The 24,709-nt window shown below is 63.7% G+C and carries 22 protein-coding genes; 12 read left to right on the plus strand and 10 right to left on the minus strand.

Features of this window, described 5'->3' with window-relative positions; all coding sequences use genetic code 11:
• Positions 1-1,493 (minus strand): cadherin repeat domain-containing protein (locus BM315_RS21025; RefSeq protein WP_141123991.1); only part of this gene is annotated, 1,493 nt, incomplete at its 3' end.
• Positions 1,494-1,565: 72 nt separating this feature from the next.
• On the opposite strand from BM315_RS21025, the gene BM315_RS21030 reads away from it, so the two are divergent.
• The gene (locus tag BM315_RS21030; RefSeq protein WP_090505237.1) at positions 1,566-2,096 is read left to right on the plus strand and encodes an Abi family protein; all 531 of its coding nucleotides are present in this window, start codon (positions 1,566-1,568) and stop codon (positions 2,094-2,096) included.
• Positions 2,097-2,147: 51 nt separating this feature from the next.
• On the opposite strand, the gene BM315_RS21035 is transcribed toward BM315_RS21030, so the two are convergent.
• The 7 genes from BM315_RS21035 to BM315_RS21065 all read right to left on the minus strand — a co-directional run bounded on the left by BM315_RS21035 (position 2,148) and on the right by BM315_RS21065 (position 9,615).
• Positions 2,148-2,468 (minus strand): PA3694 family proteiin, encoded by a 321-nt coding sequence (locus BM315_RS21035; protein WP_090505240.1) that lies wholly within the window; start codon positions 2,466-2,468, stop codon positions 2,148-2,150.
• Positions 2,469-2,609: 141 nt separating this feature from the next.
• Positions 2,610-3,356 carry a TIGR00266 family protein gene (locus tag BM315_RS21040; protein ID WP_090505242.1) on the minus strand — a complete coding sequence of 249 codons (747 nt, stop codon included), beginning with the start codon at positions 3,354-3,356 and terminating at the stop codon, positions 2,610-2,612.
• Between the two features lie 219 nt (positions 3,357-3,575).
• Positions 3,576-4,871 (minus strand): flavohemoglobin expression-modulating QEGLA motif protein, encoded by a 1,296-nt coding sequence (locus BM315_RS21045; RefSeq protein WP_170862277.1) that lies wholly within the window; start codon positions 4,869-4,871, stop codon positions 3,576-3,578.
• Between the two features lie 30 nt (positions 4,872-4,901).
• On the minus strand, positions 4,902-5,453 hold the full coding sequence (locus tag BM315_RS21050; RefSeq protein ID WP_090505244.1) for a hypothetical protein: 552 nt from the start codon (positions 5,451-5,453) through the stop codon (positions 4,902-4,904).
• A 434-nt stretch (positions 5,454-5,887) separates the two neighbouring features.
• Positions 5,888-7,390 (minus strand): lysine--tRNA ligase, encoded by a 1,503-nt coding sequence (gene lysS / locus BM315_RS21055; protein WP_090505292.1) that lies wholly within the window; start codon positions 7,388-7,390, stop codon positions 5,888-5,890.
• A 125-nt stretch (positions 7,391-7,515) separates the two neighbouring features.
• A protein-coding gene (gene prfB / locus BM315_RS21060) for a peptide chain release factor 2 (protein WP_141123992.1) occupies positions 7,516-8,611 on the minus strand; the annotation gives its coding sequence in 2 pieces (ribosomal slippage) (positions 7,516-8,538 and positions 8,540-8,611; 1,095 coding nt in all).
• Between the two features lie 290 nt (positions 8,612-8,901).
• Positions 8,902-9,615 (minus strand): tellurite resistance TerB family protein, encoded by a 714-nt coding sequence (locus BM315_RS21065; protein WP_090505246.1) that lies wholly within the window; start codon positions 9,613-9,615, stop codon positions 8,902-8,904.
• Between the two features lie 228 nt (positions 9,616-9,843).
• Here BM315_RS21065 and BM315_RS21070 point away from each other — a divergent pair, with 228 nt between their 5' ends.
• From BM315_RS21070 to BM315_RS21110, 9 genes are all read left to right on the plus strand, one after another.
• Positions 9,844-10,755, plus strand: coding sequence for a LysR family transcriptional regulator (locus BM315_RS21070; protein WP_090505248.1), 912 nt, complete (start codon positions 9,844-9,846; stop codon positions 10,753-10,755).
• Between the two features lie 138 nt (positions 10,756-10,893).
• The gene (locus tag BM315_RS21075) at positions 10,894-12,390 is read left to right on the plus strand and encodes a gamma-aminobutyraldehyde dehydrogenase (protein WP_090505250.1); all 1,497 of its coding nucleotides are present in this window, start codon (positions 10,894-10,896) and stop codon (positions 12,388-12,390) included.
• Between the two features lie 88 nt (positions 12,391-12,478).
• Positions 12,479-13,630, plus strand: coding sequence for a putative ABC transporter substrate-binding protein YdcS (ydcS, locus tag BM315_RS21080; protein ID WP_090505253.1), 1,152 nt, complete (start codon positions 12,479-12,481; stop codon positions 13,628-13,630).
• A gap of 247 nt (positions 13,631-13,877) precedes the next feature.
• Positions 13,878-14,921, plus strand: a complete 1,044-nt coding sequence (locus BM315_RS21085) for an ABC transporter ATP-binding protein (protein WP_090505255.1) — start codon at positions 13,878-13,880, stop codon at positions 14,919-14,921.
• Between the two features lies 1 nt (position 14,922).
• Entirely contained in the window at positions 14,923-15,873 is a 951-nt protein-coding gene (locus BM315_RS21090) for an ABC transporter permease (RefSeq protein ID WP_090505257.1), read from the plus strand.
• Complete coding sequence (locus BM315_RS21095) at positions 15,863-16,687, plus strand: ABC transporter permease (RefSeq protein ID WP_090505260.1); 825 nt, start codon at positions 15,863-15,865, stop codon at positions 16,685-16,687. Before BM315_RS21090 ends, BM315_RS21095 begins: the two co-directional genes overlap by 11 nt.
• Before the next feature lie 46 nt (positions 16,688-16,733).
• Positions 16,734-18,158 (plus strand): gamma-aminobutyraldehyde dehydrogenase, encoded by a 1,425-nt coding sequence (locus BM315_RS21100; RefSeq protein WP_090505262.1) that lies wholly within the window; start codon positions 16,734-16,736, stop codon positions 18,156-18,158.
• A gap of 146 nt (positions 18,159-18,304) precedes the next feature.
• A complete protein-coding gene (locus BM315_RS21105; RefSeq protein WP_090505264.1) occupies positions 18,305-18,781 on the plus strand; it encodes an ester cyclase in 477 nt (158 codons plus the stop codon).
• Positions 18,782-19,206: 425 nt separating this feature from the next.
• Positions 19,207-19,683 carry a transglutaminase-like cysteine peptidase gene (locus BM315_RS21110; protein ID WP_342029881.1) on the plus strand — a complete coding sequence of 159 codons (477 nt, stop codon included), beginning with the start codon at positions 19,207-19,209 and terminating at the stop codon, positions 19,681-19,683.
• An 8-nt stretch (positions 19,684-19,691) separates the two neighbouring features.
• Here BM315_RS21110 and recJ read toward each other — a convergent pair whose 3' ends face one another.
• Positions 19,692-21,404 (minus strand): single-stranded-DNA-specific exonuclease RecJ, encoded by a 1,713-nt coding sequence (recJ, locus tag BM315_RS21115; RefSeq protein WP_090505268.1) that lies wholly within the window; start codon positions 21,402-21,404, stop codon positions 19,692-19,694.
• Positions 21,405-21,485: 81 nt separating this feature from the next.
• Complete coding sequence (locus BM315_RS21120) at positions 21,486-22,025, minus strand: YaeQ family protein (RefSeq protein WP_090505269.1); 540 nt, start codon at positions 22,023-22,025, stop codon at positions 21,486-21,488.
• A 97-nt stretch (positions 22,026-22,122) separates the two neighbouring features.
• Here BM315_RS21120 and BM315_RS21125 point away from each other — a divergent pair, with 97 nt between their 5' ends.
• Entirely contained in the window at positions 22,123-23,322 is a 1,200-nt protein-coding gene (locus tag BM315_RS21125) for a CaiB/BaiF CoA transferase family protein (RefSeq protein ID WP_090505271.1), read from the plus strand.
• 174 nt (positions 23,323-23,496) lie between these two features.
• Positions 23,497-24,570, plus strand: a complete 1,074-nt coding sequence (locus BM315_RS21130; RefSeq protein ID WP_090505273.1) for an imelysin family protein — start codon at positions 23,497-23,499, stop codon at positions 24,568-24,570.
• Positions 24,571-24,709 lie beyond the last annotated feature (139 nt).

Genomic DNA, 24,709 nt, shown 5'->3' on the forward strand with positions numbered 1-24,709 from the left:
TCGTCCAGGTCGTTGATGCCGAGGGTGACCGCCTGCTCGCTGGCGTTGCCGGCGGCGTCGGTGGCCACCACGGTGAAGTTGTAGTTGCTTTTTAACTCGTGGTCGGGATCACCGCTCAGGGTCACTGCGCCGGTGACCGCATCGATGCTCAGCAGCGCATGATCACCCATCGCCTTGAGGCTATAGGTGACGCTGCCCACATCGCTCGCAGCAGCCGTGTAAACGGGCTGCCCGCTACCACTGTTTTCGTCGATGGCGCTGGCTGTGACGCCCGAGCTGAAATCAGGTGCATAGGTATCAACCACGACTGCTACGGCACCGGTTAAGTCCTGGCCTGTTTGTGTGGATGTGTACTCCCCGCCTTGCACCACAAAGCCTTGCGCACTTTCCGTCAGAGTTGCGGTGCCGCTGCTGACATCCAAACCAGCCAGCAGGTCATTTATGGTTTGCTGGCTATCGCCGCCATTCTGGGCATCTGCACCTGACAAGGCCGCAAGCACGGCGCCGTAAACCTCACCCGAGGTCAGTCCATCATTGCTGTCAAAACTGCCGCCATTGGTAGGCACAACTGCGGTGTCGTGCAAGCTGGGCAAGCCAAACAGATCGGCTATGGCTTGGTTGAGGCTCTCAACCATCGTCGCAGTGGGCACACCACCGGCAGCAGCATCCTGCACCTTGTGATAAGCCAGGGTACTGATGACGTTAAGATTGACGGTTACCGTGGAGTTAGGCTGTGACACCACCTCCATAGCAAAAAGTTCGGCATTGAGGTCTTTACCAGCCTGAGTGGCTTCATCCAGATAGTCAGCGCTTGGACCACTATTCACAACACGCGCAATAACCACACCGATGTAGCTGCCAACCGCAATGGAGAAGCTACCATCGGGATTGATCTGGGCCTCGCCCAGCTTGGTCACGCCGTCAGCCTGATAAACCTCTACACGTAGATCATTACCCGCAACAACCGGGCCGCCAACGATAGTGCCGGCAACCGTATTTAGCACGCTTGCAGCGGCACCCCCACCGCCGCCTCCGCCACCACCAGCAGCCAAACCAAGTCCACCCAAACCAAGGCCGCCAAGCCCGACGTTCATGGGAGTAAAAAGCTCGCCATCGGTGCTGCCACGCCAGATGATTTCATCACCATTGGCGGCTGTTTCGATTACGGGAGTTTCACTGGTAACGGAAACGCCAAGCAGAGTAGACCCCTCCAGCTCAGCCTGCGGTATAAACGCTGTTTCAGGCTCATCATAGAAATCGGTGATTTCCACCAGCGCCTCAGAGCCTTCCCGCTCTACGATCAGCGAACTGCCCTTGCGCTTGACTTGCAAGCCTTCTGGCGACTTGCCAGTCGAGGTATCTATCAACGCGTACTGCGCACCCGGCCGAGCCGGCACAGACGATGTATCAGTAAGAAGAATGTGACGAATGGAGCCATCAGTGAGGCGCTCCACCAGTTGCAATGACTGTTTAACGACCGTGTTGGATGTCATGCAGAACTCCCTACCTGCCCGTGCTGGCGATGATGTTGTATTTAGGAAATACTCGCCCAGCGACCAAGGGCAATGTGCCAGCACATTACCAGACGAATTGCTGTCGAGAATAGCCCAGGTACGGCCTTTCAGAGCGCTGTCGATCGGTATGTGTTCGACAAGAAACTGCCGCTGCTCGTCCTGGATGCACTGAAACGTATCGAAATCGCCCAGCGTGTCGACATCTCCCATGGCCTGGGCAAGCAGCATAAGTTCGCTTACCTACAACCGGAGCTATTTCACGAGAGCTTCTCCAGCAAGCTGGAGGGCATTTGGGTGGCGTGCGAGGTGTGGGATTTCGGCACTCTATCGACGCTATTCGATGGTATGAGCGAAGCTGATCAGGACGTCACTTCAACGCAGCACAACATCAGCAATGGCCGTATCTTTGCCAGCTGGCTGCTTAGCCTGAACTACCTGCGCAACCTGTGCGCACACCACAGCAGGCTTTGGAATCGCAACATCGTTGACCTGTCAGAACTGCCGCCAGTAGCTCAAGTACCGTCACTGGCTGCTTTTCGTAACGACCCTCGACGGCAGGCTCACCCGGATACGCCAGCCTGAAGCAGCGCAGGTGAGCCGTGGCCAACTTCGACTCGCTATGCCGGCGCACAATCACTCCACGGTCGGCGCATCTTCGGCCACACAGCGCACGGCACGCTTGCGCTGGTCGACCAGCACGCCGCTGAGGCCTTTCTGCTCCAGGTCGAACAGCACCAGGACGCCGTCTACGCACTGCGCCACCTGGTTGGCCGGTTTTAGCGAGACCTTGTAGTCCTCGCCGGGAACGGTCTTGAGCATGGTGTAGTCGGCGAGCAGCAAGGCGTCCTCCGGCTGGGCGATATGCAGGTAGCCGTAGTAGCCGAGGGCCGCCACGGTGGCGCAGATGCTGGCAATGCCGGTAAGGATCAGGGGGATGGGGTTCAATTCACTCATTGCAGGCTCTCGAGGTTGGACGGTTCAGCACACATAATCGCCTGGCGCAGCAGATGGCCGGCAGGCAAACCACGCAGTGGCACCGACAGTAGCGACAGGCGGCGCAGCTTGCTACAAACGCGGGCGCTTGCCCAGCGTCGATCACTTGCCGCCGGCGCGTACTTCCTCGCGCGCCTTGAAGGTCGCCGCGTAGACGCGTTCGGCCAGGCGCGAGAACGGCAGGCTCTGCACCCAGACCGTGCCGGTACCCTTGAGGGTTGCGAGGACGATGCCTTCGCCGCCGAACAGCATGCTTTTCAGCCCACCGGCCAGGGCGATGTCGTAATCGATACCGCTGGTGAAGGCCACCAGGCAACCGGTGTCGAGGCGCAGGGTCTGGTCGTTCAGCTCCTTGCGGATCACCGTGCCGCCGGCATGCACGAATGCCAGGCCGTCGCCTTCGAGCTTCTGCAGGATGAAGCCCTCGCCGCCGAAGAAACCGGCGCCCAGGCGCTTGTTGAAGCTGATGCCGACGGCCGTGCCGTAGGCGGCGCAGAGAAAGGCGTCCTTCTGGCAGATCAGGCTGCCACCATGCTCGGCCAGTTGGATCGGCACCACCGTGCCCGGATAGGGCGCGGCGAAGGCGACCCGCGCCTGGCTTTTGCCGGCGTTGGAGAAGTGCGTCATGAACAGCGACTCGCCGGTAAGCATGCGCTTGCCGGCACTCCACAGCTTGCCCAGCACGCCGCTGGCCGCGCCATCGCCCATGCGCGCCTCGAAACGCACACCCTCGGTCATGTAGTTCATCACCCCGGCCTCGGCGATCACCGTCTCGCCGGGGTCGAGGATGATTTCCACGCTCTGCGCCGAGGCACCGAGGATTTCGTAGTCGAGTTGGTGGCTGGGCATCTAGGGCTCCTGGCAATTCGAGTGGATGCTTTCCCGGATTCCATCCGGGCTACGAGAGCTGTGTAGGGGGATCGGGGCACGTAGCTGACGCCTTGTTCATCCACCTCGTCGTTGGTGGATGGGTAAAGCGTCATCCACCCTACGGTGCCGCAGATCTTGCGCAGGCTGCGCCATGCGTACCAGCCTTGGTGCGCACGGCGCACCCTACGACTTGCAGCTTTACAGGATGTTGGAGTAGTCGGCTTCGATCCGGTCCAGGCTCAGGTGATTGAGGAAGTTGGAGAAGCACATCCAGGCCGACAGGGCATTGAGGTCCTGGAACTGCTGCGGCAGGTACTTGGGCGGCTGCACCAGGCCTTCGTCGACCAGTTTGCGCAGGGTGCGCATGTCTTCCAGGGTGGTCTTGCCGCAGAACAGCAAGGGGATCTGTTCCAGTTTGCCCTTGCGCACGGCCAGCTGGATGTAGTTGTAGATCATGATGAAGCCCTTGAGGTAGGACAGATCCTTGGTGAACGGCAGACCTTGCGGCACCGAGCCGCGGAACACCCGGCTGGCATTGCTGTAACCCTCTTCAAGGCCATAACCCTGCTCGCGGAAGAAGCCGAACACCTGGAGAAAATCCGCCCCCTCCTCGGCCATGTGAATGGCGCGGGTGCGGTTGGTGAGCTTGCGCAGGCGGGTCGGGTAAGAGGCGAAGGTGATCACCTCCATCAGAATCGCCAAACCTTCCTGGGTCACGGTGGAGGATGGCGGGCCCTTGGACAGGAAGGTGCAGATCGGCTGGCTCAAGCCGTTCAGGGTGGTGCCGACATGCACCAGGCCCTCATGCACTTCCAGGGCCCGCACGTCGCGCTCGTTGAACAGGGCGTCGCTGCGAATCTTGATGTAGTCGGCGCCCGCCGCCGCATCGGCGAGAATGCCGTCGGACTCGAACACCCGGATGGTACCCTCCGCTTCGCCGAAGACCTTGTTCAGGCGACTCTGCAGCAGGTTGACCGCGGTCTTGGCGTCGAGGGTTTTCGCTTCGTCCTTGAGGTCGCCGCGGTCGGCGATGTTGTTCAGGTAGTCGGACAGCATCAGGCCCAGGTCGGCCAGGGTCGGGTCGCCGGCATGGAAGGCATCGGAAGCGGCGCCGTAGAGTTCCTGGGAGATCAGGCCGAAATCCTCGGTACCGCGCGCTTCGAGCATGCGGATGACCATGCGGTATTCGCGGCACATGCGCCGCATGATCTGCCCGACCGGGTTGAACTGACCAAGCTGGCGGGTGATATCGCGCTCGATGTTCTGGAACTCGAGCTTCTTCGCGCTGGAGTCGAAGCCCAGCGGCCGGCTCAGGTAGTAAGCCTGATCGACAGCCGGCAGCGCCTTGCCCTTGGCCTTGAGAAAGCCCTCGCGAATGCTCTCGTCCCACTTCACCGCGTCCAGAATGCGAATCGGCGTCTGCGCCTCGACGATCCGCTCGGATAACGCCCGTACGATCAGTTGATAGTCGTCCAACCCGCTGTGACTGGTCATAGTTCCCTCTTTGTCTGTGGTATCGGCTGCCTAGGAACCGACGCGCTGATAGCGCGCGACCTCGATGAATACATCCGAATTGGCCTGGTCATCGAGGTAGGCGAATACCCTATCAAGCGGGCTGGTAATCAACACGCCCTCGCCCTCCTGGGTATCGACAGATTTGCCCTGCAACCTGCCCGCCTCGAGTTCCTGCAGGACGCGCTCGACATCCAGGGTGTAGATCACCAGTTCATTGTCGGCGGTCAGCTCGAAACCGGCGATGGCGAAGTTGCCGCCCAGGCGTTGCGGCAAGCCTGCCGACAAGTACCAGCGGCGGCCGTGATGGGCCACGGTAAAGCCGTAGGTTTCCAGGCTATCGAGGTTGTCCGGGCTGCCCTCGTAGGTTCTCGCCTCGTAGAGGTTGGAGCCGGCACGGGTGATGTCCAGATAGAGCCGCTCGCCCCACTCGTTCTTGCGCGACCATTCGCCGAGCAACGGGATGGGGGCCGCCTCGTTGGCCGGAATCGGGTCGTTGAAGGTCACCAGACAGCCACTCAACAGCAGGAAGGACAAGGCGACCACTACACGCCAGGTTTTCATTTCGCTCTCCTTGTGAAAACGGTTCGACCACACCTGCAGATACCCATCGAAACGCCCCGCCGGGGGTACAGGACCCAGAGGCGGTGAAAAAACTCTCGCCCACTGCGACCGCTACGGCGCTCGATTTTTTCACAGCCTCTCAGAACGCCAACACTACATGCTTATGTCGTTTAAGAATAACCAACAAGTCCTCATTACCCAACTTCGCGCCTGTCGAGCAGGCCCGATACTCCATCCAGCCGCTAATCGCCGTCAACAGCCGGGCATCCTGCCCCGGCTGCCACGAATCCAGTGGCTCTCCCGGACAGGGGTAGTGCTCGGAGGCTGGACAGTCCCCGCTCGCACTAAAAAGCAGCGGCCTATCCTGTTAGGCAGTATTGCGCAGATTAAATCCAGCGCCAGACAACAAAAAACCGCCCGAAGGCGGCTTGATGTCACGCCTGTGGGCGCATGTGCGGGAAGAGAATCACGTCGCGGATCGATGGTGAGTTGGTGAGCAGCATCACCAGGCGGTCGATGCCGATGCCTTCGCCGGCGGTCGGCGGCATGCCGTATTCCAGGGCGCGGACGAAGTCGGCGTCGAAATGCATGGCTTCGTCGTCGCCAGCGTCCTTGTCGGCCACCTGGGCGTGAAAGCGTTCGGCCTGGTCTTCGGCGTCGTTCAACTCGGAATAGGCGTTGGCGATCTCGCGGCCGCCGATAAACAGCTCGAAGCGGTCGGTGACGCTCGGGTCCTGGTCGTTACGCCGGGCCAGCGGCGAGACTTCGAAGGGGTACTGGGTGATGAAGTGCGGCTGCTCCAGCTTGTGCTCGACCAGTTCCTCGAAAATCATCACCTGCAGCTTGCCCAGACCCTCGAAGCCCAGCACCTTGGCGCCAGCCTGCTTGGCGATCTCGCGGGCCTTGTCGATGTCGTGCAGATCGGCCGCGGTGATTTGCGGGTTGTACCTGAGGATCGACTCGAACACCGACAGACGCACGAACGGCTCGCCGAAGTGGAACAGCTTGTCGCCGTAAGGCACGTCGGTACTACCGAGTACCAGCTGCGCCAGCTCACGGAACAGCTCCTCGGTGAGGTCCATCATGTCTTCGTAGTCGGCGTAGGCCTGGTAGAACTCGAGCATGGTGAACTCGGGGTTGTGCCGGGTCGAAACGCCTTCGTTGCGGAAGTTGCGGTTGATCTCGAACACCCGCTCGAAGCCGCCGACCACCAGGCGCTTGAGGTACAGCTCGGGCGCGATGCGCAGGAACATCTGCATGTCCAGGGCGTTGTGGTGGGTCTCGAATGGCTTGGCCGCGGCACCGCCGGGGATGCTCTGCAGCATCGGCGTTTCCACTTCGAGGAAGTCGCGCTGCATGAGGAAGCTGCGGATATGGGCGATCACCTGGGAGCGCACGCGGAAGGTCTCGCGCACTTCCTCGTTGACCATCAGGTCGACGTAGCGCTGGCGGTAGCGCTGCTCGGTGTCGGTCAGGCCGTGGTGCTTGTCCGGCAGCGGGCGCAGCGACTTGGTCAGCAGACGCACGTCGGTCATTTCGACGTAGAGGTCGCCCTTGCCGGAACGGGCCAGGGTGCCCTCGGCGGCGATGATGTCGCCCAGATCCCAGTGCTTGATCGCCTCCAGCAGTTCGGCCGGCAGGGTCTTGCGGTTGACGTAGACCTGGATGCGCCCGCTCATGTCCTGGATGACCATGAAGGAGCCGCGATTGAGCATGATGCGACCGGCCACCTTGACCGGGATAGCGGCTGCGGCCAGCTCTTCCTTGCTCGCATCGACGTACTGTTTCTGCAGATCCGCGCAGTAGCTGTCGCGACGGAAATCGTTGGGGAAGGCATTGCCCAGCTCGCGCGCGGCGGCAAGCTTTTCCTTGCGCTGGGCAATCAGCTTGTTTTCTTCCTGCAGCAGTTCGTGGTGGTCGAGTTGTTGGTCGCTCATGGTCTTTTCTATCTGCCTGGCGTGTAGTGCGATCTGGGTAGGAGCCAGCTTGCTGGCGATCAGGCCATTCGACAAGCATCGCCAGCAAGGACTAGGCGTCCCCCTGGCTCCTACATGATTAGGTGTTACAGCCCCTGCTTCAAACTGGCCACCAGGTACTCGTCGATATCGCCGTCGAGCACCTTGTCGCAGTCGCTGCGCTCGATATTGGTGCGCAGATCCTTGATCCGCGAGGCATCGAGTACATAGGAGCGGATCTGATGCCCCCAGCCGATATCCGACTTGGTGTCTTCCAGCGCTTGCGAGGCGGCGTTGCGTTTCTGCACTTCCTGCTCGTACAGGCGCGCGCGCAACATCTTCATCGCGGTGTCCTTGTTGGCGTGCTGGGAGCGCTCGTTCTGGCAACTGACCACGGTGTTGCTCGGCACGTGGGTAATCCGTACCGCCGAGTCGGTGGTGTTGACGTGCTGACCGCCGGCGCCCGAGGAACGATAGGTGTCGATGCGCAGGTCGGCCGGATTGATCTCGATTTCGATGTTGTCGTCGATTTCCGGCGAGACGAACACCGCGGTGAACGAGGTGTGGCGGCGGTTGCCGGAGTCGAACGGGCTCTTGCGCACCAGGCGGTGCACGCCGATCTCGGTGCGCAGCCAGCCGAAGGCGTACTCGCCCTTGATATGCAGGGTGGCGCCCTTGATCCCGGCGACTTCACCGGCGGACAGTTCCATGATGGTGGCATCGAAGCCGCGCTTGTCGGCCCAGCGCAGGTACATGCGCAGCAGCATGTTGGCCCAGTCCTGGGCTTCGGTGCCGCCGGAGCCGGCCTGGATGTCCAGGTAGGCGTTGTTGGCGTCCATCTCGCCGCTGAACATGCGGCGAAATTCCATCTTCTCGAGGATATCGCGCAGGCGCTCGACCTCGGCCGCGACATCGTCGACGGCGCCCTGGTCTTCCTCTTCGGCGGCCATCAGCAGCAGGTCGCGGGAGTCGACCAGGCTGCCGTCGAGGTCGTCGATGGTCTCGACGATCAACGCCAGAGCGGCACGCTCACGCCCCAGATTCTGGGCGTATTCGGGGTTGTTCCAGACGTTCGGGTCTTCCAGTTCGCGGTTTACTTCGACCAGCCGATCATGTTTGTGATCGTAGTCAAAGATACCCCCGAATAGTCTGGGTGCGCTCGGACAGGTCCTTGATGCTGTTCAGGATCGGGTTGATTTCCATGGCTGGCGGCACTCGCAGGTGAAACTTTCGGAAAAGCCGGCGAGTATACCGTAGTCGCAGTGGCTCTGGCAGCCCGCAAGCGCCCATGATTGGCCAGGCGGTAGACCAACGGGCGCTCAGCCGGCAACGCCCTCGCCCGGCGCCGGCGCAACCGCCTGGCCCGGCCGAAGCGGCGGGCCGAACAGCAACTGCGCGGTTCTCCCGGCGATCATCAGCACCTACGCACAGTCCGTAGCCGGAGAAAGCTTGAACCACCCGCCCGGATTGCAGCCGAGCTACAGGATCGAATTTCAGCCGGCGTTCAGCTCTACCCGTACCTGGGCTTCCAGCTGGCTTTTCAGCGCCGGGTCGAGCTTGAGCTGACGGGCCAGCTCCTCCAGGTAGGCGCGCTCCATGAAGTGTTCCTCATCGACCATCAGCACGCTGGCGATATACATCTCGGCGGCCATTTCCGGACTGGTCGCCGCGCGCGCCACTTCGGCCGGGTCCAGCGGCTTGTTCAGCTCGGCCTCGAGCCAGCGCTGCAGTTCGGCGTCATGGGTCAACTTGACCAGCTCGCCTTCGATCAGCTGGCGCTCACGCGCATCGACATGCCCATCGGCCTTGGCCGCGGCCACCAGCGCCTTGAGAATGCCCTGGCTATGTACCTCGACCTGCGGCGCCGGCAAGCGATCGAGGGTTTGCGGCTCGCCTTGCGGCGCTTGCGCCTGCTGCGCCTGCCAGTTGCCATAGGCCTTGTAGGCGATTACCCCGAGCGCAGCCAGGCCGCCATAGGTCAGCGCCTTACCGCCCAACTTGCGTGCACTCTTGTTGCCCAGCAGCAAAGCCATGGCGCCACCAGCCAAAGCGCCGCCACCCGCGCCGGAGAGCAGGCTGCCCAGACCGCCGGACAACCCCCCCAGACCACCGGCAGCGGCCCCCTTGCCGGGGTTTTGCCCAGCCTTGTTCTGCAGCAGATCCTGACCGGACTTGAGTAGCTGATCGAGTAGACCACGGGTATTCATCGACAGGTCTCCTGGGTAACAAAGTTGCAAATAAGACCGCCAGATTAAATGGAAAATTCCTACCCTGGCGGGCGGATTGCGTCGAGATGTTGCCGCAACCCAACCTTGCGAGCCGCCCGCCGCGCGTGCATGAAGGAAAACATTTAGCCTTCTACAAAAACGAACGCCATGATGTATTTTCGACAAACCGTACCGCAAACCTGCCCAGCACCCGGTTGGTAGCCCACGATGATGACCCTGCGCCAGATCCGCCACTTCATTGCCGTCGCCGAGACCGGCTCAATCTCCGCCGCTGCCCAGGTCGTACACATCTCCCAATCGACCCTGACCCTGGCCATCCAGCAACTGGAGGACGAGATCGGCGTCAGCCTGTTCAACCGCCACGCCAAGGGCATGTCACTGACCCACCAGGGTCACCAGTTCCTGCGCCAGGCGCACCTGATTCTGGCCACGGTGGACAACGCCAAGCGCAGCCTGCAACAGAGCACCGACCAGGTTGCCGGCAGCCTGACCATCGGCGTCACCAGCCTGGTCGCCGGCTACTACCTGGCCGACCTGATCACCCGCTTCCAGCGCGCCTACCCCAACGTCGACATTCGCGTGATGGAAGACGAACGCCCGTATATCGAGCACCTGCTGGTCAGCGGCGAAATCGACGTCGGCGTACTAATCCTGTCCAACCTGGAAGACCGCCACGCCTTGCAGACCGAGGTACTGACCCACTCGCCGCTGCGCCTCTGGCTGCCGCCGCAACACCCGCTGCTGGAGCACGACAGCATCAGCCTGGCGGAGATCGTCAGCGAACCGCTGATCCAGCTGAACGTCGACGAGATGGACCTGAATGCCCAGCGCATCTGGTCCGGCGCCGGCCTGCAGCCGCACATCACCCTGCGCACCGGTTCCACCGAGGCGGTGCGCAGCCTGGTCGCCGCCGGCCTGGGCCTGTCCATTCAGCCGGACATGAGCTACCGCCCCTGGTCACTGGAGGGCGACATCATCGAAGCCCGCGCCGTGGTCGACCTGACCCAGACCCTCGACGTCGGCCTGGCCTGGCGCCGCGGCAGCGCACGACCGGCGCTGGTCGACCCCTTCCTCAGCGTCGCCCGCGAGCAACCCGCCGGACGCAAGCCATCTATTTAATCGAACGCAGCGTTCAGTATTAAGAATTTGTGAGCCTCACGCCCGGGATCTAGTCTCTTCTTCGCACAACGAGAAGAGCGCATCGGGCCTGAGTCCTATAGCGGCCCGCTGCCCCAATAAGAACAGAGAGCACACCGAATGGCTGGCGCAACGACCTCCACGCCCTTTTGCAGCGAACTGTTGATCGACGGGCAACTGCTGGCCGGTGCGGGCGCGGACGAGCCGATCCTCAATCCGGCCAACGGCGAAGTCCTGACCCAGATTGCCGAAGCCTCGAGCGAACAGGTCGAAGCCGCCATCCTGGCCGCGCACCGGGCGTTCCCCAGTTGGTCGCGGACCACTCCGCAACAGCGCTCGCTGCTCCTGCTCGGCATCGCCGACGCCATCGAACAGCGCGCCGACCTGCTCGCCGGCCTGGAAGCCCTAAACTGCGGCAAGCCGCTGCACCTGGCCCGGCAGGACGACCTCAGCGCCACGGTGGACGTGTTTCGCTTCTTCGCCGGCGCGGTGCGCTGCCAGACCGGCCAGCTGTCCGGCGAATACCTGCCGGGCTATACCAGCATGGTGCGCCGCGATCCCATTGGAGTAGTGGCTTCGATAGCGCCCTGGAACTACCCGCTGATGATGGCGGCCTGGAAAATCGCCCCGGCCCTGGCCGCTGGCAACTGCCTGGTATTCAAACCCTCCGAACACACCCCGCTGTCGATCCTGGCCCTCGCCCCGGTGCTCGCCGAACTGCTGCCACGCGGCGTGCTGAACATCCTCTGTGGCGGCGGCGAAAGCGTCGGCAGTCACCTGGTCGGCCATCCCAGGGTGCGCATGGTGTCGCTGACCGGCGACATCGTCACCGGGCAGAAAATCCTCCAGGCCGCGGCCAAGACCCTCAAGCGCACCCACCTGGAACTCGGCGGCAAGGCACCGGTAATCGTCTGCAACGATGCCGACCTGCAAGCGGTGGTCGAGGGCGTGCGCAGCTATGGCTATTACAACGCCGGCCAGGATTGCACGGCCGCCTGCCGCATCTATGCTCAAACAGGTATCCATGACCGTTTAGTCGCGGAGTTGGGTGATGCCGTGAACAGCCTGCGCTTTGCCCGCAAGACCGACGCGGACAACGAGATCGGCCCGCTGATCAGCGCCCGCCAGCGCGACCGGGTGGCCAGCTTCGTCGAACGCGCCCTCGGCCAGCCGCATATCGAGCGGGTCACCGGCGCCGCGGTGCATTCCGGCGCCGGTTTCTACTACCAGCCGACCCTGCTCGCCGGCTGCCGCCAGGGCGACGAGATCGTCCAGCGCGAGGTGTTCGGCCCGGTGGTCACCGTGACCCGCTTCGACGAGCTGACGCAGGCGGTGGACTGGGCCAACGACTCCGAATACGGCCTAGCCTCCTCGGTGTGGACCGGCAACCTGGACAAGGCCATGCAGGTCGCCGCCCGTTTGCAGTACGGCTGCACCTGGATCAACAGCCACTTCATGCTGGTCAGCGAGATGCCCCATGGTGGCCTCAAGCGCTCCGGCTACGGCAAGGATCTGTCCAGCGACTCGCTGCAGGACTACAGCGTGGTGCGCCACATCATGGCCCGCCATGGCCAGCAACTGGATCGCCAGCCGCTGGATCGCCAGCCGCTGGATTGAGTGAGCAATACCGACGAGTAGCCCTGACCGGCTGTGCAACGCGACGTGCAACTGCCCCGAGCCCGACAATAGACAAGAGGGAAACCCAATGTTCGTGCAAAAAACCGCTTTGTTGAGTGCGCTGGCCAGCGCACTGCTGGCCAGCGCCAGCCTGCAGGCCGCCGAAACGCTGACGGCGCTCGGTGACGGCGAAGGGCGCCTGGATATCGTCGCCTGGCCCGGCTATATCGAGCGCGGCGAGACCGACAAGGGCTACGACTGGGTCACCGGCTTCGAGCAGCAGACCGGCTGCAAGGTCAACGTCAAGACCGCCGCCACCTCCGACGAAATGGTCAGCCTGATGGCCAAGGGCGGTTACGACCTGGTCACCGCCTCGGGCGACGCCTCGCTGCGCCTGATCGCCGGCAAGCGCGTGCAGCCGGTCAACATCGACCTGATCCCCAACTGGAAGCACGTCGACGATCGTCTCAAGGACGCGCCCTGGCATACCGTTGCCGGCCAGCATTACGGCACCCCTTATCAGTGGGGGCCGAACGTGCTGATGTACAACAGCAACGTGTTCAAAGAGGCGCCAACCAGCTGGAAGGTGGTGTTCGAGGAGCAGACCCTGGCCGACGGCAAGAGCAACAAGGGCCGGGTGCAGGCCTATGACGGGCCGATCTACATCGCCGACGCGGCGCTCTATCTCAAGGCCAGCAAGCCGGAACTGGGCATCGACGATCCCTACCTGCTCAACGAGACCCAGTACGCCGCGGTACTCGAGCTGCTGCGCGCCCAACAGCCGCTGATCCACCGCTACTGGCACGACGTCACCGTGCAGATGAACGACTTCAAGAACGAGGGCGTGGTCGCCTCCGGGGCCTGGCCGTATCAGGTCAACGCGCTGCAACTGGAGAAACAGCCGATCGCTTCGGTGGTGCCGGTAGAGGGCGCCACCGGCTGGGCCGACACCACCATGCTGCACGCCGAGGCCAAGCACCCGAACTGCGCCTACAAGTGGATGAACTGGTCGCTGGAGCCCAAGGTACAGGGCGACCTGGCCGCCTGGTTCGGCTCCCTGCCGGCGGTGCCGGCGGCCTGCCAGGGCAACGAACTGCTCGGCGCCGAGGGCTGCAAGACCAATGGCTTCGACAAGTTCGAGCAGATCGCCTTCTGGAAAACCCCGCAGGCCGAGGGCGGCAAGTACGTGCCCTACAGCCGCTGGACCCAGGACTACATCGCCATCATGGGCGGCAGGTAACAACGCCGTAGTGGCCCTGGGTAGGATGGGTCGGGCCGCGCAGGTTGAGCGCAGCGATACCCATCAATGAGCCCGAAGGTCCGCGTCGGATCATCGTCCGCGTGACCATGGGTATCGCAGGCTCAACCCATCCTACGACCGGCAATTTGTTTTACCGCGACCTATTCCTCCCGACGCTGACCGCCCGTGTCGGCAAACCCTGGCAGCCAGGGCGGGAGGGATGGTCTTCCTCCTGGAGCTTCTCGACATGACCCTCGCAGTGCAATTCACCGGTGTGTCGCGCGTGTTTGGCGAGGTCAAGGCCGTCGACCAGGTGTCCATCGACATCCAGGACGGCGAGTTCTTCTCCATGCTCGGCCCCTCGGGCTCGGGCAAGACCACCTGCCTGCGCCTGATCGCCGGCTTCGAGCAGCCCAGCGCCGGCAGCATCCGCATTCATGGCCAGGAAGCCGTCGGCCTGGCGCCCTATCAGCGCGACGTCAACACGGTGTTCCAGGACTACGCGCTGTTTCCCCATATGAACGTGCTGGACAACGTCGCCTATGGCCTCAAGGTCAAGGGCGTGGGCAAGAGCGAGCGTTACGCCCGTGCCGAAGAGACCCTGGCTCTGGTCGCCCTGGACGGCTACGGCGCCCGTAAACCGGCGCAACTGTCCGGCGGCCAGCGCCAGCGCGTGGCCCTGGCCCGCGCCCTGGTCAACCGACCGCGGGTGCTGCTGCTGGATGAACCACTCGGCGCGCTCGACCTCAAGCTGCGTGAACAGATGCAGGGCGAATTGAAGAAGCTGCAACGTCAGCTCGGCATCACCTTCATCTTCGTCACCCACGACCAGACCGAGGCATTGTCGATGTCCGACCGGGTGGCGGTGTTCAACAAGGGCCGCATCGAGCAGGTCGACAGCCCGCGCAATCTCTATATGAAACCGGCAACCGCGTTCGTCGCCGAGTTCGTCGGCACCTCCAACGTACTGCGTGGCGAGCTGGCCAAACGTCTCACCGGCCAGGCCCTGCCCTTCTCGATCCGCCCCGAGCACATCCGCTTCGCCGACGATCAGGCGGCCGGCAGCGGCGAAGTGGAAGTCTGCGGCCTGCTGCACGACATCCAGTACCAGGGCGCCGCCACCCGCTATGAAATCCAACTGGAAAACGGCCAGAACCTCAGCATCAGTCAGGCCAACGATCAGTGGCAGGCCGGCGCGCCGGTTTACCAACCCGGCCAGCCAGTCACCGCGCGCTGGGCGCGGGCGGCCATGATTGCGCTGCAGGATGCGATCCCCGGCGAGGGTCGCTGAGATGGAGGCGTCGCTGAAAGCCCGCACACCACGGCCAGCCAATGGCCCGCTGCACCGCCTGTCCAACCTGCTTTACCGCAAGCCGAACCTGTACCTGGCGCTGCTGCTGATCCCCCCGCTGCTGTGGTTCGGTGCGGTCTATTTCGGCTCGCTGCTGACCCTGCTCTGGCAAGGTTTCTATACCTTCGACGACTACAGCATGACGGTGACCCCGCAGCTGACCCTGGACAACCTGGCGGCGCTGTTCCTGCCGGCCAACTACGACATCATCCTGCGCACCCTGAGCATGGCCATCGCCGTATCGCTGGCCAGCGCCCTGCTGGCCTTTCCCATCGCCTATTACATGGCGCGCTACACTTCCGGCAAGACCAAGGCGTTCTTCTATATCGCGGTGATGCTGCCGATGTGGGCCAGCTACATCGTCAAGACCTACGCCTGGACCCTGCTGCTGGCCAAGGGCGGGGTGGCCCAGTGGTTCGTCGACCAGCTCGGTCTGGCGCCAGTGCTGCACTTCATCCTGAGCATTCCCGGAGTCGGTGGCAGCACCCTGTCGACCTCGCACCTGGGGCGCTTCCTGGTGTTCCTCTATATCTGGCTGCCGTTCATGATCCTGCCGATCCAGGCCGCTCTGGAGCGCCTGCCGCCCTCACTGTTGCAGGCCTCGGCCGACCTTGGCGCGCGCCCCTGGCAGACCTTCGTCCAGGTGATCCTGCCGCTGTCGATTCCGGGCATCGCTGCCGGTTCGATCTTCACCTTCAGCCTGACCCTGGGCGATTTCATCGTGCCGCAACTGATCGGCCCGCCCGGCTTCTTCATCGGCAGCATGGTCTATGTGCAGCAGGGCGCAGTCGGCAACATGCCGATGGCCGCCGCCTTCACCCTGGTGCCAATCGTGCTGATCGCCATCTACCTGTCCATCGTCAAACGCCTGGGGGCCTTCGATGCACTCTGACTCTTCAGCGCAAGGACGGGCCTCCTGGGGCCTGAAGCTGGCGGCCTGGGGCGGGCTGGTGTTCCTCCACTTCCCGATCCTGATCATCTTCATCTACGCCTTCAACACCGAGAGCGCGGGCTTCAGCTTTCCGCCGCGGGGCTTCACCCTGAACTGGTTCAGCGTGGCCCTGGCGCGCCCGGACGTGCTCGAAGCGATCACCCTGTCGGCGCAGGTCGCCTGCCTGGCCACCGCCATCGCCCTGATCCTCGGCACCCTGGCGGCCGCCGCACTGTACCGCCGCGACTTCTTCGGCAAGGAAGGCATCTCGCTGATGCTGATCCTGCCGATCGCCCTGCCCGGCATCGTCACCGGCCTGGCCCTGCTCGCCGCGTTCAAGACCCTGGGCATCGAGCCGGGCATGTTCACCATCATCGTCGGCCACGCGACTTTCTGCGTGGTGATCGTCTACAACAACGTGATCGCGCGCTTCCGGCGTACCTCGTACAGCCTGATCGAAGCCTCGATGGACCTCGGCGCCGACGGCTGGCAGACCTTCCGCTACATCATCCTGCCCAACCTCGGCTCGGCCCTGCTGGCCGGCGGCATGCTGGCGTTCGCCCTGTCGTTCGACGAGATCATCGTCACCACCTTCACCGCCGGTCACGAACGCACCCTGCCGCTGTGGCTGCTCAACCAGTTAAGTCGGCCGCGCGACGTGCCGGTGACCAACGTGGTGGCGATGCTGGTGATGCTGGTGACCATGCTGCCGATCCTCGGCGCCTATTACCTGACCAGGGGCGGTGAAAGCGTGGCTGGCAGCGGCGGCAAATAGGTCCGCCGCCATTAATTCGTAGAAACCCTAACCAGAGGATTTCGCTATGCAAAGCAAACTGCTGATCAATGGCCGACTGGTCGCCGGGGAAGGTGCCAGCCTGGCGGTGCTCAATCCGGCCCTCGGCGCACCGCTGCTGCATATCAACGAGGCCAGTGCCGAGCAGGTCGATGCCGCCGTGCGCGCCGCCGACGCCGCCTTCGACGGCTGGTCGCAGACCGCGCCGAAAGACCGTGCGCTGTTGCTGCTGCGCCTGGCCGACAGGATCGAAGCCCATGCCGAGGAGTTGGCCAAACTGGAGTCGGACAACTGTGGCAAACCCTACGCCTCCGCACTCAACGACGAGATTCCGGCTATCGCCGATGTGTTCCGCTTCTTCGCCGGCGCCAGCCGTTGCCTGAGCGGCAGCGCTGCCGGCGAGTACCTGGCGGGCCACACCTCGATGATCCGCCGTGATCCAATCGGTGTGGTGGCGTCCATCGCGCCCTGGAACTACCCGCTGATGATGGCCGCCTGGAAGCTCGCCCCGGCCCTGGCCGCGGGCAATACCGTGGTGCTCAAGCCCTCCGAGCAGACCCCGCTGACCGCGCTGAAGCTGGCCGAATTTCTCGCCGAGCTGTTCCCCGCCGGGGTGGTCAATATCGTCTTCGGCCGCGGCACCAGCGTCGGCAGCCCGCTGGTGAGCCACCCCAAGGTGCGCATGGTGTCGCTGACCGGCTCGGTGGCTACCGGCTCGAACATCATCGCCAGCAGCGCCGCCTCGGTGAAGCGCCTGCACATGGAGCTGGGCGGCAAGGCGCCGGTGCTGATCTTCGACGACGCCGACATCGCCGCCGCGGTGGAAGGCATCCGCACCTTCGGCTTCTATAACGCCGGCCAGGACTGCACCGCCGCCTGCCGCATCTATGCGCAAAAAGGGATCTACGAGAAGTTCGTCGCCGAGTTGGGCGCCGCCGTCGGCTCGATCAAGCACGGCACCCAGGGCGACGCCAGCACCGAGCTAGGCCCGCTGATCACCGCCGAGCACCGCCAGCGCGTGGCCGGTTTCGTCGAGCGGGCCAGCGCCCAGGCGCATATCGAAGTGGTCACCGGCGGCAAGGCGCCCGCCGGTGACGGCTTCTTCTTCCTGCCCACGGTGCTGGCCGGCGCCCGGCAAAGCGACGAAATCGTCCGCCGCGAAGTGTTCGGCCCGGTGGTCTCGGTCACCCCGTTCGACGACGAAGCCCAGGCGCTGGCCTGGGCCAACGACTCCGACTACGGCCTGGCCTCCTCGGTGTGGACCAGCGACGTCGGCCGCGCCCACCGCCTCGCCGCGCGCTTGCAGTACGGCTGCACCTGGGTCAACACCCACTTCATGCTGGTCAACGAAATGCCCCACGGCGGCCTCAAGCTGTCCGGCTACGGCAAGGACCTGTCGATGTATGGGCTGGAGGACTACACCGCCGTGCGCCACGTGATGTTCAAGCATTGAAGGCGCCTGCGTAGGCTGGCATCTACCCACGAACCAACCCCGTAGGGTGCGTTGCGCGCACCACAGGCTTGCGAGAACTCGCTGGTGCGCACGGCCTAGGCGGCCCCGCGCACCCTACGAATCCCCCCCCAGCTGGAGCAATAACAATGAAAAATGCACTGCGCAGCATCGCTTTTATCGCCCTTGGTACCCTTGCCGGGCTGGTTCAGGCCGCAGACGACGCCAAGGCCATCGTCGACGGTTACATGGCCGCCTGGAACGCCCATGACGCCGAGCAGGCCGCGACCTTCCTGGCCGAGGACGCGGTGTACTTCGATGCCACCGTCGGCACCCCGCAGAACGGCAAGGCGGCGGCGCGCGACAATGTGATCAAGGTGTTCATCACCGCGGTGCCGGACCTGACCTGGAAGATGACCAGCGCACCGATCGTCGGCGCCGACGGCATCGCCTTCCAGTGGAAGTTCAGCGGCACCAACAGCGGCGCCTGGGGCCCGGACACCCCAGCCACCGGCAAGCCATTGAGCTTCGAAGGGGTCAGCTTCATCCGCATCAAGGACGGCAAGATCGCCTACCAGGGCGACTACTACGACGCCCTCGGCTTCAACAAGCAGTTGGGCTGGTAAGGCCAGCACGCCGCCGGGTCGAACCGGCGGCGCCATGGGCACAACCGCATCCTGCCCCCGCAACAGGGGCCCGTCACCAGCGCCATGCAGTTGGTCGGTTATTCGGGGGAAATCCACAAATAGTGTTTTGCATCACACCCTGCCTCTATGCGCTTACTAATTGACGTCGGTAGGATGGCGTCACTTCGAGTAGAACTCGATTCAGGCTATGGAAGGCTCAATCGTCCAGCGCAGACAACCCCGACCATGTCCCGACTTGCAGCCGTCCGCAAACCCATCCTGGCCATCCTGTTGGCCATGGCCTGCCCCCCGGCAATGCCCAACTCCGGCCTGAGAGCTCTCTGGGTCAGGCCATCGAGCAAGCCCGTCTGACCAGCTGGCGCAGCCTGATCGAGCAGAGCGGCAGCCTGGACGAGCGCAGCAAACTGCAGGCGGTCAACGACTTCATCAACCGCTCGGTGAGCTACGGCACGGATCGCGAAATCTGGGGGGTGGACGAATACTGGGCGACTCCGGTGCAGACGCTGGCGCGCGGCCGCGGCGATTGCGAAGACTTCGCCATCGGCAAGTATTTCAGCCTGGTAGAGCTGGGCATCCCCAGCGAGAAGCTGCGCCTGACCTTCGTCAAGGCCCTGTCGCTCAATCAGGCGCACATGGTGCTGGCCTACTACCCGAGCCAGACGGAGCAGCCGCTGATCCTCGACAACCTCGAGCCGCGGATCAAGCCGGCCATGGAACGCCGCGACCTGCTGCCGGTGTATGCCTTCAACAACCACGGGATCTTCCTGGCCAAGGCGCCGCAGCAGAAATCCGCACAACCGCCGCAACTGCTCTCGCGCTGGAGCGATGTCAGCGAACGCGTCCTTGTCGATGAGCGGCGCCTGCAGGCCAACCAGGGCTAAGCGACACCTCAGCGTGGCGCCAGGTGCGCCACCATCAGTTGCACGCTTTCCCGGCCGCGGTACTCGTTGACGTCCAGCTTGTAGGCCAGTTCGACCCAGCGCACGGTGGGATTGGGCCAGACCTCGCGGTCGATGTTGAAGGCGATGCCGTCCAGGGTCTGCCCGCCGCACTCGGTCTTAAGCACCAGCTTGAGGTGCTTGTCGCCGACCAGACGCTGCTGCACCACCTGGAACACGCCATGGAACAGCGGCTCGGGGAAGTGCTGGCCCCAGGGCCCGGCATTGCGCAGTTCCTGGGCCAGGGGCAGGTGAAACTCTTCTACCGACAGGGCGCCATCGGAGAGCAGACGCCCGGTCAGGTCGTCTTCGCACAGCTGGCGCCGCACCTCGGCATCGAAGGCGGCGGCAAAGGCGCCGAAGTTGGCTTCGGGCAGGGACAGCCCCGCCGCCATGGCATGCCCGCCGAACTTGCTGATCAGCTGCGGATGCCTGGCCGCGACGGCGTCCAGGGCATCACGGATATGAAAGCCCGGCACCGAACGCGCCGAGCCCTTGAGCACGCCGTCGCCGGCATCGGCGAAGGCGATGGTCGGCCGGTGGTAACGCTCCTTCATGCGCGAGGCGAGAATGCCGATCACGCCCTGGTGCCAATCCGCCTCGAACAGGCACAGGCCGAACGGCATGTCTTCCAGCGGCAGGTCCTTGAGCTGGGCCAGGGCCTCGCGCTGCATGCCCTGTTCGATGGCCTTGCGGTCCTGGTTGAGCTGATCCAGCTGCACCGCCATATCGCGGGCCAGGGCTTCATCTTCACAAAGCAGGCATTCGATACCCAGGCTCATGTCGTCCAGGCGCCCGGCCGCATTCAGGCGCGGGCCGAGGATAAAGCCCAGGTCGGTGGAGGTGATGCGTTCCGGCTGCCGCCCGGCCACCTCGAGAATCGCGCGCAACCCCGGCCGCGCCCGCCCGGCGCGAATCCGCGCCAGGCCCTGATGGACCAGGATGCGATTGTTGGCGTCCAGCGGCACCACGTCGGCGACGCTGCCCAGGGCCACCAGGTCGAGCAGCTCGGCCAGGTTCGGTTGCGGCCGCTGCGGATTGAACCAGTTCAGCTCGCGCAAGCGCGCACGCAGCGCCAGCAGCACATAGAAGATCACCCCGACCCCGGCCATGGCCTTGCTCGGGAACTCGCAGCCCTGCTGGTTGGGATTGACGATGGCATCCGCCGCGGGCAGCTCAGCCCCTGGCAAGTGGTGATCGGTGACCAGCACTTTCAGCCCCGCCGCCTTGGCCGCCGCCACGCCCTCGACGCTGGAGATGCCGTTGTCCACGGTGATCAGCAACTGCGGCTGGCGCTGCAGCGCCACCGCGACGATTTCCGGGGTCAGGCCGTAGCCATACTCGAACCGGTTCGGCACCAGGTAGTCGACATGGGCGGCGCCGAGCATGCGCAGACCGAGCATGCCCACCGTACTGGCGGTGGCGCCATCGGCGTCGAAGTCGCCGACGATCAGCATGCGCTGGCCCTGCTCCAGGGCCAGCACCAGCAGCTCGACCGCCGCCTCGATGCCCTTGAGCTGCTGATAAGGGATCAGCCGGGCCAGGCCCTTATCCAGCTCGGCCAGCGACTGCACGCCACGGGCAGCATACAGACGGGTCAACAGCGGCGGCAGATTGCCCAGGTCAGGCAGGACGGCGGGTAGCGGGCGGGCTTCGATGCGCATGGGGCGGGTATCTCAGTGTGCAGGTCGAGACGAACCGTAGGATGGGCTGAGCCTGCGATACCCATCCTACAAATCCAAGCCTCAGCGCTGGCCGATCAGCCACTCGATGGGCACTTCGTGCTGACCGCGCTCGTCGGTGACGAACAACTCACCGTCGCTGATCATCACGCTCCAGTTCAGCGAGCGCGGCAGATCGAGAGCCAGGCTGGCCAGGGCTTCCTGGTCCAGCGCCACCACATTGATGTTCTTCAGGCTGCGCACCGGGTCGAGCACCTTGGCCTGCCAGACGCGCAGGTTGCCGTAGGCCACCAAGCTGAATTTCTCGGTACGCCGCGAGCACCAGGTGATGCGATCGCTGTCGGGCTGACCGACCTCGATCCAGTGCAACACCCGGCCATCCAGGCTCTTTTCCCACAGCGCCGGCTCATCGACATCCGACAGGCCGCGGCCGAAGGCCAACTGCTCGTCATAGAACAGTGCATAGGCGATCAGCCGCGCGGCCAGGCGCTCTTCAGTCTCCGACGGGTGCTTGGCCACGGTAAAGCGCAGGTTCTGATAGATGCTGCGATCGATATCGGTGAGGTTCAGCTCGATTTTGTAGGTGGTGGACGGCAGGGCCATGGGCGGACTTCTTGACTGGGCAAATAAGCGGGCAAGTCTACCCGATGCCGCCCACTCACGTTAGAGTCGCGACCATCCCCAGATAGATGGACGCCCCATGAGCCTGCCCAGCAAACCCCTCGCCGGCCTCAAAGTGATCGAACTCGGCAGCCTGATCGCCGGGCCCTTCGCCGCGCGCATCTGCGCCGAATTCGGTGCCGAGGTGATCAAGGTCGAATCCCCGGATGGCGGCGACCCGCTGCGCAAGTGGCGCAAGCTCTACGAAGGCACCTCGCTGTGGTGGTTCGTGCAGGCGCGCAACAAACGCTCGATCACCCTCAACCTCAAGCACGAGCAAGGGCTCGAGGTGCTGAAAAAGCTGCTGGCAGGCGCCGACATCCTGATCGAAAACTTCCGCCCCGGCGTGCTGGAAAAGCTCGGCCTGGGTTGGGAGGTGCTGCATGCGCTCAACCCCAAGCTGGTGATGGTGCGCCTGTCCGGCTTCGGCCAGAGCGGGCCGATGAAGGATCAGCCGGGCTTCGGCGCGGTGGGCGAAGCCATGGGCGGACTGCGCTATATCACCGGCTTCGAAGATCGCCCACCGGTGCGCACCGGCATTTCCATCGGCGATTCGATTGCCGCCCTGTGGGGCGTGATCGGGGCGTTGATGGCGCTACGGCACCGCGAGGTCAACGGCGGCCAGGGTCAGGTGGTCGATGTGGCGCTGTACGAGGCGATCTTCGCCATGATGGAAAGCCTGGTGCCGGAGTTCGACGTGTTCGGCTTCATCCGCGAACGCAGCGGCAACATCATGCCCGGCATCACCCCATCCTCGATCCACACCAGCCGCGACGGCAGGCACATCCAGATCGGCGCCAACGGCGATGCGATCTTCAAACGTTTCATGCAGGCCATCGACCGACCGGACCTGGCCGAAGACCCGAGCCTGGCCAGCAACGACGGCCGCGACGCACGCCGCGACGAGTTGTACGGAGTAATCGACCGCTGGGTCGGCGCGCTGCCGCTGGAGCAGGTGATGGCCACCCTGAACCGGGCCGAAGTGCCGGCCAGCCGCATCTTCAGCGCCGAGGACATGTTCGGCGACCCGCAATACCTGGCCCGCGAAATGCTGCTCAGCGCCAGGCTGCCGGACGGCAAGCCGTTCAAGATGCCCGGCATAGTGCCCAAGCTGTCGGACACCCCGGGCGGGGTCGAGTGGACCGGCCCGGAGCTGGGCGAACACAACCTGCAGATCCTCGGCGACCTGGGTTACGACAACGCCCAGATCGCCGCCCTGCGCGCAAGCGGAGCGATCTGACGCCCGGCATAACGACGCCTCAGGCCTGGCCGACAACACGGGCGCACTTGATCTTAATCAACTCAGACAACCGAGCTAAATGATACGTTGACTGCAAATGACAATGATTGCGAATAACAATAGCGATCAGGATTGTGCATTTATGGGTTCAACCAATAGCAAAGGGGTTGTGTGATGTCGAAAAAACTCAACAAGCGCGGGCAGGCCAGCGCACTGGCCATGGCGCTGCTTGCGGCACTGAGTATCAGCGGAGAAGTGAGTGCCGCAACCGATGCCGAGGTGCGCGGCCTGGCCAGCGTCAAGCAATTCACCCTGGATCACAACGCCCGACTGATCGCCCAGGCGCAGTTGCTGGAGACCGCCGTAGCCGACTATGCGGCCATTATCAAGGCTCACAAAGGCGATTATCAGGCCGCCTGGAACGCCGACAAGAAGCAGTTGGCCCGGCAGATCGAGACCATCCGCACCCTGTGGCTGGAGACCTCGAACCAGTATGAAACGATTGAAGGCATAGTCGCCGGCATCCCCGCCACCGCCAAATATGACCTGATCCTCGACGCCGGCAATCCGGGCAGCGAGAGCGAAGACGTGGCGGAATATGATCTGCCGTTGCCCGACGGCAAGGTGCTCAAGCGCCCCGGCAACCTGTTCCACGGCATCACCGAGCCGCTGTTCTGGGGCATGGACGAAGCCCTGGTGAAACTCGAGGTCGACCTCAATGGCGACGGCAAGATCAGTCGTGGCGAGATGCTCTTCGACGCCAACCTGGGACTTGGCGCCGCCGGAGCGCTAACGCACTGGTCGAAAGCCCTGCAGGCGGATATGAGCGCCTGGAAGCCCAACCGCGACGACGCGTTCACCTCCGTGGTGACCATGACGCCGACGGTGGGTGATTATTTCGGCGAGTGGAAAGAGTCCCAGTTCATCTCCGAAGAAATCGGCGCATTCGTCGCACAAAGTCGCCTGGCTGACGTACTGGGCATCATGGGCGGCTGCAAGAAAATGTATTTCAGCGCCATTTCCCCGGTAGTGGCGAGCAACGATGCGGCCCTCGACCAGCAGATCAAGAACGGCTTCGAAGAGCTGCTGAGCCTGGTTGAAGACACCTACGCACGGGAAAAAGCCGGCACCCAGTTCGGCACCGAAGAGGCCGACGCCCTCGGCAACGAAGCGCAAGACATCGCCGACCGGGTGGTCGCCATGGTGTTGCAGGCCGCTGCCAAGAACGAGGTGACAATTCGCGGCTAATCGGCCGCAGCAAGGCCACCTGCGTGAACGATACGGCGCTACTGCGTAGCGCCTTGTCGCGGTGCCCTCACCTGCCTTTTTCGACGGTTTGCCGAGCAAGCCTGCCAGCCAATCGCCGCATCGTTGCGCGGCCGTTGTC

Source organism: Pseudomonas borbori (genome assembly GCF_900115555.1).
GTDB lineage: Bacteria > Pseudomonadota > Gammaproteobacteria > Pseudomonadales > Pseudomonadaceae > Aquipseudomonas > Aquipseudomonas borbori.

What these genes read in the sequence shown, in the direction of transcription:
- BM315_RS21030 (WP_090505237.1), top strand. Translation starts at nt 1,566, where the DNA reads ATGTGCCAGCACATTACCAGACGAATTGCTGTCGAGAATAGCCCAGGT.
- BM315_RS21035 (WP_090505240.1), bottom strand. Translation starts at nt 2,468, where the DNA reads ATGAGTGAATTGAACCCCATCCCCCTGATCCTTACCGGCATTGCCAGC.
- BM315_RS21040 (WP_090505242.1), bottom strand. Translation starts at nt 3,356, where the DNA reads ATGCCCAGCCACCAACTCGACTACGAAATCCTCGGTGCCTCGGCGCAG.
- BM315_RS21045 (WP_170862277.1), bottom strand. Translation starts at nt 4,871, where the DNA reads ATGACCAGTCACAGCGGGTTGGACGACTATCAACTGATCGTACGGGCG.
- BM315_RS21050 (WP_090505244.1), bottom strand. Translation starts at nt 5,453, where the DNA reads ATGAAAACCTGGCGTGTAGTGGTCGCCTTGTCCTTCCTGCTGTTGAGT.
- lysS (WP_090505292.1), bottom strand. Translation starts at nt 7,390, where the DNA reads ATGAGCGACCAACAACTCGACCACCACGAACTGCTGCAGGAAGAAAAC.
- BM315_RS21065 (WP_090505246.1), bottom strand. Translation starts at nt 9,615, where the DNA reads ATGAATACCCGTGGTCTACTCGATCAGCTACTCAAGTCCGGTCAGGAT.
- BM315_RS21070 (WP_090505248.1), top strand. Translation starts at nt 9,844, where the DNA reads ATGATGACCCTGCGCCAGATCCGCCACTTCATTGCCGTCGCCGAGACC.
- BM315_RS21075 (WP_090505250.1), top strand. Translation starts at nt 10,894, where the DNA reads ATGGCTGGCGCAACGACCTCCACGCCCTTTTGCAGCGAACTGTTGATC.
- ydcS (WP_090505253.1), top strand. Translation starts at nt 12,479, where the DNA reads ATGTTCGTGCAAAAAACCGCTTTGTTGAGTGCGCTGGCCAGCGCACTG.
- BM315_RS21085 (WP_090505255.1), top strand. Translation starts at nt 13,878, where the DNA reads ATGACCCTCGCAGTGCAATTCACCGGTGTGTCGCGCGTGTTTGGCGAG.
- BM315_RS21090 (WP_090505257.1), top strand. Translation starts at nt 14,923, where the DNA reads ATGGAGGCGTCGCTGAAAGCCCGCACACCACGGCCAGCCAATGGCCCG.
- BM315_RS21095 (WP_090505260.1), top strand. Translation starts at nt 15,863, where the DNA reads ATGCACTCTGACTCTTCAGCGCAAGGACGGGCCTCCTGGGGCCTGAAG.
- BM315_RS21100 (WP_090505262.1), top strand. Translation starts at nt 16,734, where the DNA reads ATGCAAAGCAAACTGCTGATCAATGGCCGACTGGTCGCCGGGGAAGGT.
- BM315_RS21105 (WP_090505264.1), top strand. Translation starts at nt 18,305, where the DNA reads ATGAAAAATGCACTGCGCAGCATCGCTTTTATCGCCCTTGGTACCCTT.
- recJ (WP_090505268.1), bottom strand. Translation starts at nt 21,404, where the DNA reads ATGCGCATCGAAGCCCGCCCGCTACCCGCCGTCCTGCCTGACCTGGGC.
- BM315_RS21120 (WP_090505269.1), bottom strand. Translation starts at nt 22,025, where the DNA reads ATGGCCCTGCCGTCCACCACCTACAAAATCGAGCTGAACCTCACCGAT.
- BM315_RS21125 (WP_090505271.1), top strand. Translation starts at nt 22,123, where the DNA reads ATGAGCCTGCCCAGCAAACCCCTCGCCGGCCTCAAAGTGATCGAACTC.
- BM315_RS21130 (WP_090505273.1), top strand. Translation starts at nt 23,497, where the DNA reads ATGTCGAAAAAACTCAACAAGCGCGGGCAGGCCAGCGCACTGGCCATG.